The 14,733-nt window shown below is 60.9% G+C and carries 11 protein-coding genes; 3 read left to right on the top strand and 8 right to left on the bottom strand.

Annotation, left to right across the window (positions count from 1 at the left end; translation table 11 throughout):
• Position 1: 1 nt before the first annotated feature.
• From pdeR to AC6I7Z_RS10780, 5 genes are all read right to left on the bottom strand, one after another.
• Positions 2–1,987 carry a cyclic di-GMP phosphodiesterase gene (pdeR, locus tag AC6I7Z_RS10800; RefSeq protein ID WP_497814212.1) on the bottom strand — a complete coding sequence of 662 codons (1,986 nt, stop codon included), beginning with the start codon at positions 1,985–1,987 and terminating at the stop codon, positions 2–4.
• Between the two features lie 159 nt (positions 1,988–2,146).
• Entirely contained in the window at positions 2,147–2,431 is a 285-nt protein-coding gene (locus AC6I7Z_RS10795; RefSeq protein WP_497814211.1) for a YbdD/YjiX family protein, read from the bottom strand.
• A complete protein-coding gene (locus AC6I7Z_RS10790; protein WP_497814210.1) occupies positions 2,424–4,490 on the bottom strand; it encodes a carbon starvation CstA family protein in 2,067 nt (688 codons plus the stop codon). The genes AC6I7Z_RS10795 and AC6I7Z_RS10790 overlap by 8 nt, the downstream gene beginning before the upstream one ends.
• A 181-nt stretch (positions 4,491–4,671) precedes the next feature.
• A complete protein-coding gene (locus AC6I7Z_RS10785; protein WP_497814209.1) occupies positions 4,672–6,606 on the bottom strand; it encodes an exoribonuclease II in 1,935 nt (644 codons plus the stop codon).
• Positions 6,607–6,728: 122 nt separating this feature from the next.
• Positions 6,729–9,032: an FdhF/YdeP family oxidoreductase gene (locus AC6I7Z_RS10780; RefSeq protein WP_497814208.1), complete on the bottom strand. Its 2,304-nt coding sequence runs from the start codon at positions 9,030–9,032 to the stop codon at positions 6,729–6,731.
• A 250-nt stretch (positions 9,033–9,282) separates the two neighbouring features.
• Here AC6I7Z_RS10780 and AC6I7Z_RS10775 point away from each other — a divergent pair, with 250 nt between their 5' ends.
• Complete coding sequence (locus AC6I7Z_RS10775; protein ID WP_497814207.1) at positions 9,283–10,869, top strand: PTS transporter subunit EIIC; 1,587 nt, start codon at positions 9,283–9,285, stop codon at positions 10,867–10,869.
• Positions 10,870–10,918: 49 nt separating this feature from the next.
• Complete coding sequence (locus AC6I7Z_RS10770; RefSeq protein ID WP_123800292.1) at positions 10,919–11,128, top strand: hypothetical protein; 210 nt, start codon at positions 10,919–10,921, stop codon at positions 11,126–11,128.
• 100 nt (positions 11,129–11,228) lie between these two features.
• Here AC6I7Z_RS10770 and AC6I7Z_RS10765 read toward each other — a convergent pair whose 3' ends face one another.
• Positions 11,229–11,399, bottom strand: a complete 171-nt coding sequence (locus AC6I7Z_RS10765) for a hypothetical protein (protein ID WP_497814206.1) — start codon at positions 11,397–11,399, stop codon at positions 11,229–11,231.
• A gap of 314 nt (positions 11,400–11,713) precedes the next feature.
• On the opposite strand from AC6I7Z_RS10765, the gene AC6I7Z_RS10760 reads away from it, so the two are divergent.
• The gene (locus AC6I7Z_RS10760) at positions 11,714–12,631 is read left to right on the top strand and encodes a LysR family transcriptional regulator (protein WP_497815430.1); all 918 of its coding nucleotides are present in this window, start codon (positions 11,714–11,716) and stop codon (positions 12,629–12,631) included.
• Here AC6I7Z_RS10760 and AC6I7Z_RS10755 read toward each other — a convergent pair.
• Positions 12,607–13,734 carry a CMD domain-containing protein gene (locus AC6I7Z_RS10755; protein WP_497814205.1) on the bottom strand — a complete coding sequence of 376 codons (1,128 nt, stop codon included), beginning with the start codon at positions 13,732–13,734 and terminating at the stop codon, positions 12,607–12,609. The genes AC6I7Z_RS10760 and AC6I7Z_RS10755 overlap by 25 nt on opposite strands.
• A 195-nt stretch (positions 13,735–13,929) precedes the next feature.
• Positions 13,930–14,718, bottom strand: a complete 789-nt coding sequence (gene fabI / locus AC6I7Z_RS10750) for an enoyl-ACP reductase FabI (RefSeq protein ID WP_033746867.1) — start codon at positions 14,716–14,718, stop codon at positions 13,930–13,932.
• Positions 14,719–14,733 lie beyond the last annotated feature (15 nt).

The raw sequence follows: 14,733 nt of genomic DNA, 5'->3' as shown, positions 1-14,733 counted from the left end.
TTTAAACGCGGGCAGGATGCTTAGCCAGCCAATGCCCGAACTGCTCTGCGGGCATTGGTTTTGCGTAGAAGTAGCCCTGACGCCCGTCCACGCCGTTGAGGAGAACAAACTCTTCTTCCGCTTTCGTCTCGATGCCCTCGGCGATGACTTCCAGCGTCAGCGCCTTAGCCACAGCGACGATAGCGCGCACCAGCGACTGAGAGACCGGCTGCTCATTAATATTGCGAATAAAACTTTGATCGAGCTTGATAGCGTTGATCGGCACGCGCGCCAGCTGCGACAGCGAAGAGTAGCCCGTGCCGAAATCGTCGAGATGCACCTGCGCGCCCAGCTCCTGGAACTGCTTCATCAGGGTCAGCGCCTGCGCTTCGTTCTCAATCAGGCAGCTTTCGGTCAGCTCGATATCGATCGGGCACTCCGACAGGCCGCTGTCCATCAGCGCCAGCTTGAGATCGCTGTAGATGCTCTGATCGATTAACTGTCGCGCCGAGACGTTGACCGCCACGCGGAGATTAATCCCCTGTTCGCGCCAGGCCAGAATCTGCCGCAGCACGGTGAGCATGACCCAGCGGCCGAGCGGCACAATCAGCCCCGACTCTTCGGCATAGGGAATAAAGTCGGCGGGCGAAACCATGCCGCGCTCCGGCGAATTCCAGCGCACCAGCGCTTCCGCGCTGCGCACCGCACCGTCGCTGTCGAGCTTCGGCTGATAGAACACCGTCAGGTGATCCTGATCGAGCGCCTTGCGCAGGTTGGTGTCGAGCCAGAGATATTCAAACACGCGCTGATTCATTTCAGAGGCGAAGACGCAGAACTTGCCGCGCCCGTTCTCTTTGGCGTGATACATTGCGGTATCGGCGTTGCGGATCAGGCTTTCGCGATCCTCGCCGTGCAGCGGCGCCAGCGCGATGCCGATAGAACAGCCGCTGTAGACCTCGATCAGGCCGATACGGAAGGGCTGGCGCAGACGCTCAAGAATGCGTGACGCCATCGCCTCCAGCGCCGCCTGGCTGGTATGCTCCGCCAGCACCACGAACTCGTCGCCGCCGAGGCGCGCCAGCGTCTGGTCTTTCCCCAGACAGCTGAGGATCGCCAGCGACACCGCCTGCAGCAGCTGATCGCCGAACATATGGCCGTAGGCGTCGTTCACCTTCTTGAAATTATCGAGATCGAGGTAGACCACGCCGGTCTCATCCTCTTTCGCCAGCTCCAGCGCCAGGCTAATTTGCTGGTGGATCGCGTTGCGATTAGGCAAACCGGTCACGGTATCGGTGTTCGCCATCACCCGCAGGCGCTCCTGAGCCCGTCGCTCCTCGGTTATGTCCGTTCCGGAACAGATGAGGAAAATTTCATTTTTCCCGCTACCGCTGTGAACGAACTTATTACGAAACAGAAAGAGTCGCTGGCCCTTACGGGTCTTCACCCAGCGTTCGACCTCATAGGAATTGCCGTCGCGGAAGAAGCCGGCGATGTTGCGGCGCGAGGCGGCCGCTTCCTGTTTGGTCATAAACAGCTGAAAAACGTTGCGGCCGATCACTTCGTGCTCGTTGAGGCCGGTGTACTCCTCGCTGAGGCGGTTGAAGCGCTGAATATTGCCGCGCTGATCGACAATCACGATCACCGAGTTGGCTTCAGAAACCACCTGTTCGGCAAACGACAGCCCCAGCGTCAGGTCGCGCGCGACGGCGGAGGTATCGCCCCACGCGGAGGCGGTGCCGGCCCAGCTCGACTGGTCTACCTTGCGGCCGACGAAATGCATCGGCACCGGCGTGCCGTGCAGCGGCAGCGTCAGGTTTACGCTGGAGGTGATCACCGGCATGGCGCGCAACAGGCTGGCCTGCGCGGGCGTCAGCGCAACGGCGATGTTGGTGTGCGCGTTTTCATCCTCTGCGAAATGCAGGGCATCGCTGTCGGTGGTCAGGCGCCAATGAGGGCTGGTCGTGCCAAACAAGGTATACAGCAACGTTTGCCCTTGTTCATCGGTCATGGAAAGGTCCTCCGGGGGAGTGCTCTACTGGCGTTATCTCATTATTTTATCAACAGTATTCGGCATCTCACTTCAGCACAAGATGCCAGCCAAATATATTTTCCGGTCTGCTAAAGAATGGCACAAAAAAGCCCCGCGTCGCGGGGCCGATTTACCTGCTTAACAAGGACATTTTCCCAGCTTGCCTGCCTGACTGGGGAACCGGGCATCAAGACAGTAACGATGAAAATCGCGCTCGCTCATCGGGGTCAGATCCGGGTGCTGACGCTGCATATGCTGAAGATAATTTTGATAATCCTGCACGCCCACCATCAGACGGAAGCTTTGCTGCACGCCGCGCCACAGCGTTCGCCAGCTGAAGCGGCTGGGGGCGTCGAGCGGGCGGCAGCGGGTAATGGTGTCGAGGCGCGCCGGACGGACGGCGCGGCGGATCGCATCAGACATGGCGAACCTCCTTACGCAGCGACGGCTCCGCTTCGTGCGTGGTCGGCACGTTGCTGCGCAGGGCGCGGCGAATCACAAAGAAGGCGGCAATCAGCATGGTGACCGCTACCAGCATAAAGAAGCCGCACAGCACGGCGTTAATCTGGTTGCTGAAAACGATGGTTTGCATATCCGCCACGCTCTTCGCCGGGGCGATAATCACGCCTTCGTCGATGCCTTTGCGGAACTTGTTCGCCTGCGCCAGAAAACCGATAGCCGGTTTCTCATGGAAAATCTTCTGCCAGCCCGCCGTCATCGAGGTGATAAACAGCCAGACGGTCGGCAGAATCGTCACCCAGGCGTAGCGCTGCTTCTTCATCTTAAACAGCACCACGGTGCCGAGGATCAGCGCCATCGAGGCGAGCATCTGGTTGCCGATGCCGAACAGCGGCCACAGGGTATTGATGCCGCCCAGCGGATCCACCACGCCCTGATAGACGAAAAAGCCCCAGCCGGCGACCGCGACCGCCGTGCCCGCCATATTGCCCACCCAAGAACGGTTATTCGCCAGCGACGGCACCACGGTGCCAACCAGATCCTGCACCATAAAGCGACAGGCGCGCGTGCCGGCATCCACCGCCGTCAGGATAAACAGCGCTTCAAACAGGATGGCGAAGTGATACCAGAAGGCCATCATCGCGCGGCTGTTGAAGACGTCGGTGATGATATGCGCCATGCCCACCGCAAAGGTCGGCGCGCCGCCCGCGCGCGACAGCACGGAAGCCTCGCCGACGTCGCGCGCAATGCCCGAGAGCATCTCCGGCGTCACCACGAAGCCCCAGCCGTTGATCACCTGCGAGGCGTTCTCGACCGTGGTGCCGATCAGCGCCGCCGGCGCGTTCATGGCGAAGTAGACGCCGGGATCGATAACCGACGCGCAGATCAGCGCCATGATGGCGACGAACGATTCCATCAGCATCGCGCCGTAGCCGATAAAGCGGATATGGCTCTCGCGCTCCACCAGCTTCGGCGTGGTGCCGCTGGAAACCAGCGCATGGAAGCCGGAGATGGCGCCGCAGGCGATAGTGATAAACAGGAAGGGGAAGAGCTGACCGGCGAAGACCGGGCCGCTGCCGTCAATAAAGCGCGTCACCGCCGGCATCTTCATCTCCGGCATGGCGAAGACGATGCCGACCGCCAGTCCGACGATCACGCCGATTTTCAGGAAGGTGGAAAGATAGTCGCGCGGCGCCAGCAGCAGCCAGACCGGCAGCACCGAGGCGACGAAGCCGTAGATCACCAGCACCCAGGTCAGCGAGGTGCCTTTCAGGGTAAAGAAGGGGCCCCAGTAGGGATCCTGCGCCACGTTGCCGCCGTAGATAATCGCCGCCATCATCAGCACAAAGCCGATCAGCGACACCTCGGCGATTTTGCCGGGACGGATAAAGCGCATATAGACGCCCATCAGCAGCGCAATCGGAATGGTCGCGGCGATGGTAAAGAGTCCCCACGGCGAGTTGGCCAGCGCTTTCACCACCACCAGCGCCAGCGCGGAGAGGATGATGATCATCACGCCGAGCGCGCCGAGCATGGTAATCACGCCGGCAAAGGCGCCCAGCTCCTGACGCGCCATTTCGCCCAGCGAGCGGCCGTCGCGGCGGGTAGAGATAAACAGCACGAGGAAATCCTGCACCGCGCCCGCCAGCATCACGCCGACAAGGATCCAGATGGTGCCGGGCAGAAAGCCCATCTGCGCCGCCAGAATCGGCCCGACCAGCGGCCCGGCGCCGGCGATCGCGGCGAAGTGGTGGCCAAACAGCACCCATTTATTGGTCGGTACATAGTCGAGGCCGTCGTTGAAGCGCTCGGCGGGCGTACGGCGGCGATCGTCCAGCTCGAAAATATTACGGGCGATAAACAGGCTGTAAAAGCGATAGGCGATGCTGTAGCAGGCGACGGCGGCCACCACCAGCCAGACGGCGTTAACGTGCTCGCCGCGGTTTAACGCCAGCATGGCGAATGCGCCTGCGCCAACTAACGCCACCGCGAACCAGATGACACTGGTTTTGACGTTCTTCATAACCTCACTCCTTGTATGAACCGAAAGGGACGTTCAAAGACAACGAGTCAAAGGTAATGTAATGGAATGTAAGTGAAAGTTAATGTGTTGAGAAGTGTGAAGCGGGGAACAAATTTAACATTTGTGTAAACAGAGAGGTGAAAATGCGGGATAACAGCGATTATCCCGCATCTTTTCATGCTCAGACCGCCGGGCGGGCCACCACGCTGCGCGTTTCCATGCGCACTTCGGCGATAGTCACGTCGATCACGTCGGTCACGCGGAAGGCGACTTCACCTTTGATCTGCACGGTGCCGCTCTCCTGGCTGCACACCAGTTCGTCGCGCACCGCGTGGATAAAGGGCGCCGGAATAAAGGCGACCGCGCCGTTCTCCAGCAGGCGCACGCGCATGCCGCCGCGCGAGACGTCGATAATCTCGGCGCTGAACTTGCGGTCGGTGCCGGCGTGCGGCGCCAGCCAGCGCGCGTAAAGCCAGTCGCCGACGTCGCGCTCCGCCATACGGTTCAGGCGACGACGTTCGCCCATGGTCGCCGTCAGCGCCTCATCCGGACGCGCGCCTTGCTCGCCGCGGATAATCGCCTTCAGCAGGCGATGGTTGATCATGTCGCCCGATTTACGGATCGGCGAGGTCCAGGTGGCGTACGCCTCCAGGCCCAGGCCGAAATGGGGACCCGGCTCGGTGCTGATCTCGGCGAAAGACTGGAAGCGACGGATGCGGCTGTCGAGATACTGCGTCGGCTGCGCGTCGAGCTGACGGCGCAGCTGGCGGAAACCTTCCAGCGTGGTGATGGCGGCGGCATCGACGTTGACGCCGTGGCTGGCCAGCACGGCGGCGGCCTGCTCGGCGTTGGTGGCGTCGAAGCCGGTATGCACGTTGTAGACGCCGAAGCCCAGCTTCTCGCGCAGCACCTTACCGGCGCAGACGTTGGCGAGGATCATCGCCTCTTCCACCATGCGGTTGGCGATGCGACGCGGCTCGGCGACGATATCCAGCACTTCGCCTTTCTCGCCGAGGACAAAGCGGTAATCCGGGCGATCCTTAAACACCAGCGCATGGTTCTGACGCCATTCGCTGCGCGCCAGGCAGATGCGGTGCAGCAGACGGATCTGCTGGGCGATCGCCTCGCTCTGCGGCTGCCATTCGCCGCTGTTCTCCAGCCAGTCGGAAACCTGGTCATAGACCAGCTTGGCTTTCGATTCGATCCAGGCGGCGAAGAAGTGCACGTCGTCGCCCAGCGAGCCATCCTGCGCCACGATGACGCGGCAGACCAGCGCCGGGCGGCGCACGTTGGGACGCAGCGAACAGACGTCGTCGGAGAGTTCGCGCGGCAGCATCGGGATATTGAAGCCCGGCAGATAGTTGGTGAAGGCGCGCTGCGCCGCCAGCTTGTCCAGCTCGCTGCCTTCCGGCACGTAGGCGGTGGGATCGGCGATAGCGATAGTCAGACGCAGCGTGCCGTCGGCGTTCTCTTCGACGTAGAGCGCGTCATCCATATCTTCGGTGCTGGCGCTGTCGATGGTGACGAAATCGAGCGCGGTAAGATCCTCGCGCGTCAGCTGTTCGTCCAGCATCTCGCCAAAGCCGACCTGCGGCGCTTCGCGCTCCAGGTTATGGCGCGACAGGGTGACCCACCACGGCGCCAGATGATCGTCGGCTTTAACGATAAATTCGGTCAGTTCGGCGTAGAAACCGCGGTCGCCTTTCAGCGGATGGCGGCGCATTTCGGCAACGGCCCAGTCGCCCGCCTGAAAATCATGGCTCAGGCCACGCACCGGACGGCAGGGGATGGCGTCTTTTAACAGCGGATGGTCAGGAACGATGGAAAGACGGTCATCTTTCTTCTGCACGCGGCCGACAAAGCGGCTGAGAAAGGGTTCGATCAGCGTTTCAGGCTCGGCGCTTTCCCGATCTTTATCGCTGTGGATGATGGCGGATACCCGGTCGCCGTGCATCACTTTCTTCATCTGCGGCGGCGGAATGAAATAGCTTTTCTGCGCGTCGACTTCAAGGAAGCCGAAACCTTTTTCGGTGCCTTTAACGACACCTTCTGCGCGGGGAGTCTGCGCGTGGAGCTTCTCTTTAAGCTGCGCGAGCAGCGGATTATCCTGGAACATAGTCAGTTTAGTTTCGTGGCCTAAGAGCGGCTGCTAGTTTTACGCGAATCAGGGGCGCGCGGCAAGGCAAATGAGGGTAAAAAAGCCGGATTAACCGGCTTTTTACTAAGGAAACTCTGCGCTTACGCGATGCGCTGAGTCGGCAGAGAAACCGACAGTTCCAGCTTCACCGGAACCGATTTAGAGGTCGGCGTGCCGCTGATGTCGCCGAAGCTGTTCAGCGGAACCAGCGGGTTGGTTTCCGGGTAATAGGCCGCGAGGTTGCCGCGCGGAATATTGTAGGGCACCAGTTTAAAACCGCTGACGCGACGCGAGATATTGTCGTTCCACAGGGTTTCGATATCCACCAGCTGACCTTCGGTAAAGCCGAGCGCCTGCATATCTTCCGGGTTGATAAACACCACTTCGCGCTGGCCGTAAACGCCGCGGTAACGGTCGTCGAGGCCATAAATCGTGGTGTTGTACTGGTCATGCGAACGCAGGGTCTGCAGCGTGAAAGGCACTTCCGCCACGTCCAGCGGGAAGAGCGAGGCGGGCAGCGCCGCGCTGCTGAACTCCGCTTTCTGCGTCGGGGTGTTGAAGCGCAGATCCGCCGCCGCGTTGCCGAGGTAGAAGCCGCCCGGCTGGTCGCACTTCTCGTTGAAGTCGGCAAAGCCCGGAATGGTGGCGGCGATATGGTCGCGGATCAGGTTGTAGTCGGCGGCCAGCTTCAGCCACTCTACCTTCTCGTCGCCCAGCACCGCGTGAGCGATGCCCGCCACGATCGCGGTTTCCGAGCGCTGCGTCTCCGCCAGCGGAATGCCGATGCCTTCGGAGGCGTGCACCATGCTGAAAGAGTCTTCTACGGTGATGAACTGGTTGCCGGTCGCCTGGGTGTCGCGCTCGGTGCGGCCCAGCGTCGGCAGGATCAGGCTCTCCGCGCCTGGCACCAGATGGCTGCGGTTGAGCTTAGTGCTGATATGCACCGTCAGGCCGCAGCGCTGCAGCGCCTCTTCGGTGCGCGGCGAGTCGGGCGCCGCCGCGGCGAGGTTGCCGCCCAGCGCGATCAGCACTTTGATCTCATCGCGCAGCATAGCGTTCAGCGCGTCAACGGTGTTATGGCCGTGCTCGCGCGGCGGCTCGAAGCCAAAGTGGCTGCCGAGCGCGTCGAGGAAGGCTTTGCTCGGCTTCTCGTCGATGCCCATGGTGCGGTTGCCCTGCACGTTGCTGTGGCCGCGCACCGGGCAGAGGCCTGCGCCTTTCTTGCCGAGCTGACCGAACAGCAGCTGCAGGTTCACGATTTCGCGTACCGTGTCTACCGAGTGTTTGTGCTGGGTGATGCCCATCGCCCAGGTGACGATAACGCGATCGGCGCTCTGGTAGATTGCCGCGGCTTCGCGGATCTGCGCTTCGCTCAGGCCGGACTGCTGCACGATCTGCATCCAGTCGGTGCTGTCGACCGCGTCGAAATAGGCTTCGACGCCGTGCGTGGTGGCGTTGATAAAGGTTTCGTCGAACAGGCCTTTCTCACCGGCCGCCAGGCGCGCGCGATGGGTTTCGAGCAGCGCTTTCACCATGCCGCGCACCGCCGCCATATCGCCGCCGAGATTCGGCTGGTAATAGGCGGAGCTGATGGTGCCCGCTTTAGAGGTGACCACCTCCAGCGGCTTCTGCGGATCGGCGAAACGCTCAAGTCCGCGCTCGCGCAGGGTGTTGAAGGTGACGATCTTCGCGCCGTGATCGGCAGCGTGGCGCAGGCTGTGCAGCATACGCGGGTGGTTAGTGCCCGGGTTCTGGCCGAAAACCAAGATCGCATCGGCATGGTCGAAATCGTCGAGGCGGATGGTGCCTTTGCCGACGCCGATGCTGCGCTTCAGACCGGCGCCGCTCGCTTCGTGGCACATATTGGAGCAGTCCGGGAAGTTATTGGTGCCCGCCAGGCGGCCGAACAGCTGATAGAGCCAGGAGGCTTCGTTGCTGGCGCGGCCCGAGGTGTAAAGCTCCATCTGGTTCGGGTTGTCCATCGCCTTGATATGCTGCGCGATCAGCGCAAAGGCGTCGTCCCAGCTCACCGGCTCATAGTGATCGGTTTCGGCGTTATAGCGCATCGGGTGGGTCAGACGGCCCTGATACTCCAGGAAGTAGTCGCTCTGCGCATAAAGTTTGGTGACGCTGTGCTGGGCAAAGAAATCGGTGTCGACCACGCGACGCGTCGCTTCCCAGGTCACCGCTTTGGCGCCGTTTTCACAGAAACTAAAGGTGCTTTTGTTATCGTCGCCCCAGGCGCAGCCCGGGCAGTCGAAGCCGCGCGCTTTGTTCATGCGCATCAGGTTGCGCATATTTTTCAGCGCGGCTTTGCTGTCTAAAACGAAACGGGTCGTGGCTTCCAGCGATCCCCAGCCGCCCGCAGCGGCGCGGTAAGGCTTAATTTTGCGTTTGAATTTCATGGTGAGTGCAGGCTTATGTTTTTTGTAGGAAGTTTGTTATCAGGATATATCCTGACGGTGAGGGAAGTGTGCGACTGCAATCATAAGTTGTCTAATTGATTGACTTAATGGTGCGATAGCCGCTGTTTATCGCGCCCGATGCAAAATTGTGATGCTGCTCAAATTTTACTCTCTGGCAACCTGCTGATAACGGGAGTTACTGACGCAACGGGTCAATACTTGCTCCTTCATCTCTAAAAGGGCGCACTCCATGAAACAGCTCACCAGCCAGATCCATGCGTTTGGCAAAGCGTTGATGATGCCGATCTCGGTGATTGCGGCGGCGGGGATCTTCCTTGGCCTCGCGGCCGCGATGCAGAACCCGGCGATTACCGGCGATGCCTTCGCCCAGATGCAGGTGCCGCAGCTGATTATCGGTTTCATCCGCAAAGTGGCGGGCGCGCTCTTCGCCAACCTGCCGGTTTTCTTCGCCGTGGCGAGCGCCATCGGCCTGGCGAAGGCGGAAAAGCCGACGGCGGCCTTCGCCGCGGTAATCGGCTACATCACCATGAACGTCGGCATCAGCGCCACGCTGGCGGCAAAGGGGCTGACGGCGGCGACCACCACGCCGGCCGCGCTCCAGCAGGCGGGCATGGATCAGACCACGGCGATGATGACCTCGGCGGAATATATCCAGATGCTGGGCATCTTCACCTATAACATGAGCGTGCTGGGCGGCGTGATTGCCGGGCTGCTGACGGTGCTGCTGCATAACCGCTTCTATACCCAGCAGCTGCCGACCGCCATCAGCTTTTTCGGCGGCCGCCGCTTCGTGCCGATTGTCACCGTGGTTGTCCTGCCGCTGGTGGGCGTGCTGCTGGCGTTGATCTGGCCGACGCTGGGCGCGGGCATCGCCTGGGTAGGCGAGATGATCGGCAAAAGTGGGCAGTACGGCGCCTTTCTGCTCGGCACGGCGGAGCGCATTTTGATCCCTACCGGGCTGCACCATATCCTCAATGAAACCGTGCGCTTTACCCCGATTGGCGGCATCGCCATTGTCGACGGGCAAACGCTGGTGGGCGCGCTCAATATCTTCAACGCGTCGCTGACCCATCCCGGCTCGGTGCCTGACGACGCGCTGCGCAACGCCACCCAGTTTCTCGCCCAGGGCAAAATTCCGGTGATGATGTTCGGCCTGCCGGCCGCCGCGCTGGCTATCTATCACACCGCGCGTCCTGAACATAAGCAGCGGGTCAAGGCGCTGATGATGGCGGGCGCGCTGACCTCTTTCACTACCGGCATCACCGAGCCGCTGGAGTTCTGCTTTATTTTCGTCTCGCCGGTGCTCTATCTGCTGCACGCGCTGCTGACCGGTCTCTCTTTTATGCTGATGTCGATGCTGCACCTGATGATCGGCAACGTGCAGGGCGGCGTGATCGATCTGGTGGTGTTCGGCATTCTCGGCGGCAGCAAAACGCACTGGTGGTGGACGCTGGCGCTCGGCGCGATCTATGCGCCGCTCTACTACTATGCATTCCGCTTTATTATCACCCGCATGGGCGTTGAGACGCCGGGACGCGAATCAGAAGATGAAAAGCCGCAGCTGGTGGCGGCGGACGAGCGCACGAAGGTGATTATCAGCGGCCTTGGCGGGCAGGCGAACATTGAAGATGTCGACTGCTGCTTTACCCGTCTGCGCGTCAGGGTGAAAGATATGAAAGAGGTGGTGGATCAGACGCTGCTCACTACCGGCGCCAACGGCATCAACCGCGTCAGCGAGCACGATATTCAGGTTATCTATGGTCCGCAGGTCGAGAAGATCGCCAACGAGGTAAAAAGCGCGCTTGGCGTGGCCTGAAGGATTTACGTCTACACTTAACAGACTGGAAGCGAACGAGGAGACGGAAATGTTTAAACATAAAACCAACGAAGAGCGTAAACAGGAAGGGGACGTCAGCAAGAGCGCGCCCGAGAGCACGCCGCACGTTCACAACGCCTATGAAGAGGACGATCATCCGGCGACCGATGCGCCTGCTGAACACGGCGAAATTCCGCGTACTCGTGACGATCATAATGATGATAAGAAAGATCCCTACGAGGATCGCGAAAAGAAATAGCGGCTTTCCGCTATCGCCCCGTGACAAGAAAGGCCGCAGCGTTGTCGCTGCGGCCTTTTTGGATGTTTGCGCGAGCTGGCGGTTAGCCAGAACGTCACTGTCAGGATTGCGGCTGACCAACCGGACCCGAACCCAGCGGGCCGCCAGGAACGGACTGGCCGCTTGGCGCGTGCGGACGACCATCATTGCCCACTGCACTGCTGTCATGCTGACAGCCTGAAAGCGCAACCAGGCTGGCGATAATTAACATTCCACTGAATAAACTTTTCATATATGTCCCTGAGAGGTTTAAAGTTTTGTCGTGTGTTGCCGATTAAGCTTAGCCAGTCTGTGATGACTGTCAAAAATTAAGTGATTAATTTCCCGCGCTTTCAGGCAACAGGCAGCAATGGGGCAAGCCAAACGGCGTACTTTTAGTGCCAGCAACATTGGGTAAAAATTGACAATCTCATGATGCTCAATGAACATTCAGGCATCGCTAACGAGTAACGGTTTTTGCCGTTACTGGAAAGCGATCGCCCCGGCGCAAACAACCTATTGCCGGTCGGCTTTGAAATTTCCAGCAAATAGTGGCGGGCTAGTAAAATCGACATCAAACAACTCATCTACCTCTGCAACCTCGAACGTGAACGCCATTTTGGCCGCGCGGCCGAAGCCAGCTTCGTCAGCCAGCCGACGCTCTCTATGCGCCTGAAGAACCTCGAACGCGAACTCGGCCTGTCGCTGATCAACCGCAGCAATAACTTCGTCGGTTTTACGCCGGAAGGGGATCGCGTGCTGGCGTGGGCGCGGGAGATCGTGTCGGTCTATCAGGGGCTGAAGCTGGAGGTGGAATCGCTGAAGCACGGCGTCAACGGCACGCTGCGCATCGGCGTGATGCCGCAGTGCAGCGTGGCGCTGCCGGCGCTGCTGAAAAGGGTGCAGAGCCGCTATCCTCAGCTTAACTACCGCATCGCCGCGCTCAGCGCCGATCAGCTGCTGGAGGCGCTTAACAGTCATACCGTCGACGTCGGCATCGGCTTTTTCGAGCTGGCGACGCTGCGCGAACTGCATTTTCAGACGGCGTTTCTGCCCGAGCGCGGCGTTGAAGCGATATTCGATCCGACGCAGTTTCCCGAGCTGGTAGGCGACGAACCGCTCTCGCTCGCCGCGCTGGCCGCTTTGCCGCTCTGCCTCTCGGAGCCGACGCGCTATTTTCGCCGCTATCTTGACATGGCCTTCCGCGAGGCGGGGCTGACGCCGCAGGTAATGGTGGAGAGCGCCGCGATTCTCGAACTGGTGCAGAGCGCGCAGGTGGGGCTGGGGGTGCTGGTGTCGCCTGTCGGTCATCTGCTGCCGTCGATGCTACAGGGCATGGCGCAGCGGCCGATCGCCATTACCCATATGGCGCGCCAGGCGGCGCTGGTGATTGCCGAACCGGGTCGCGCCTCGCCGCTGTCGCAACACTTCTTCGACGAGGCGCGCAGCCACCTTGAAGGCTACGCCGCTTCACCCATAGCGTAAAACAGCCGGCTGTTCCAGTTGCCGATCGCCACCGCCTGAATCAGGGCGAACAGCGCCTCTGGCTGCCAGCCTTCGGTAACCAGCGGCTGCAGATGCGCCGCGCTGAAGCGCTCAGGCGAGCGGGTCAGCTGCGCCGCCAGCGCCACGACGCGGCCCTGCGTCGTTGTCTGATCGGCGGCGTCATCCACCGACTCCAGCAGCGCCTCGCGCACCTCATCCGGGAAAAACTGAAACGCCCAGCGGCTGCCGAGCGCGCGCGCGCAGGTCGCCTCCGCCAGCGGGGTAAAGGGTGTCGGATTGATGCGTAGGCGCAGGGTTTGCCAGCCGTAGAGCGCGGCGGCGTCGTGCGCCAGCAGCCAGACCGCATCGGCGAGATCGGGACGCGGCTGGCAGAAGGTAACGGCGGCCAGCTGTTCGGCGCTGGCGTAGCGCAGCTCCAGCGGCTTCACGCCATGTTTCCAGAGTGGCTTTTCCACAAACCCGTCGCGGTCGGCGTCGGGCGGCGGCGTCACGCCCGGCAGCCAGCGCACCGGCAATGCCAGCAGCGCCTGCAAACCGGCCGCCACGCGCGCCTGATAGCTGACGAAGCCGACGATCTGATTCAGCGTCACGATATCCGGCTCGGTCAGGCCCACGGCGTCGAGCGCCCTGAGCGCTGCGGCGTTGATCAGCTCCGGCTGCATCGCCAGCTGGCGCGCATACTGCGTCAGCTGCGTCAGGCGGTTATTGCTCTCACGCGACGAGTCGGGGCCAGGCAGCGGATTAAGGCGCGCCGAATAGTGATTGCAGAGTCGCTGCACGCCCGCGACCTGCGCCACGGTCAGCGCGGTGCTGAGGCGATCGTAAAGGGTAAGGGTATGGGTCAGCGTCGCCGCGACGCGATCGGGAAACAGCAGCTGGCAGAGATCGCGGGAGGCCAGCAGCATCGGCTGGCTGGCCTGCAACAGCGGCTGAAGCGCGCTCGCCTCCTGCTGCAGTCCAAGCAGGAAACGGTCGTTAATCAGGGCTGCTTCGGGAACCAGCGGCTCAGCCTGAATGGCGTGCGGGCTGGTCTGGCTCTCGTAAAACCAGTGGTTGTGGCCAGGATAGCGGCGTTGTTCCATGGTTATTCCTTTTGCAAATAACTGGCACGTCGCGCATGGCGTGAATCCGAAACCGTGACGCGCGCCCGGGGGCTGGCTTATCGTCGCTTAACGGCGGGGAAGGGCAAAAGACCGATCGGTGATAATTAATAGCGCGAAGCTATAAGGCGGGGAAAGTGAGCAGAAAAAAGGGCGAGCCAGGCTCGCCCTCAGAACTTATTTCAGTTCCAGTTCGTTCATCGCGGCGATGCTGAAGCCGCCGTCAACGTGAACGATCTCGCCGGTGATGCCGCCGGCCAGGTCAGAACAGAGGAACGCCGCCGAGTTGCCGACGTCTTCGATGGTGACGGTGCGGCGAATCGGGGTAACCGCTTCGCAGTGCGCCAGCATCTTACGGAAATCCTTGATGCCTGACGCCGCCAGGGTACGGATCGGACCGGCGGAAACGGCGTTCACGCGCACGCCTTCCGGACCCATCGCGTTCGCCATATAGCGCACGTTGGCTTCCAGCGACGCTTTCGCCAGACCCATCACGTTGTAGTTCGGGATCGCGCGCTCTGCGCCCAGGTAGGAGAGCGTCAGCAGAGCGGAGTTGGGGTTCAGCATCTCGCGGCACTCTTTCGCCATCGCTACAAAGCTGTAGGCGCTGATGTCGTGAGCAATCTTAAAGCCTTCGCGGGTAACGGCGTTCACATAGTCGCCATCCAGCTGGTCGCCCGGGGCGAAGCCGATGGAGTGAACGAAACCGTCAAATTTCGGCCAGGTTTTTGCCAGTTCAGTAAACAGCGATTTGATGCTCTCGTCTTCGGCCACATCGCACGGCAGCACAATGTCTGAACCCAGATCTTTAGCAAACTCTTCCACACGACCTTTCAGTTTGTCGTTCTGGTAGGTGAAAGCCAGTTCTGCGCCCTGCTTGTGCATCGCCTGCGCAATTCCGTAGGCAATAGAGAGTTTACTGGCAACGCCAGTAATCAGAATGCGCTTACCGGAAAGAAAACCCATAGCTGTAATCCTTAT

Source organism: Pantoea sp. X-Soil-MYKO-1289, from assembly GCF_059730625.1.
The sequence above is the reverse complement of the archived record's forward strand: the minus strand, read 5'-3'. Positions and strand labels throughout refer to the sequence as shown.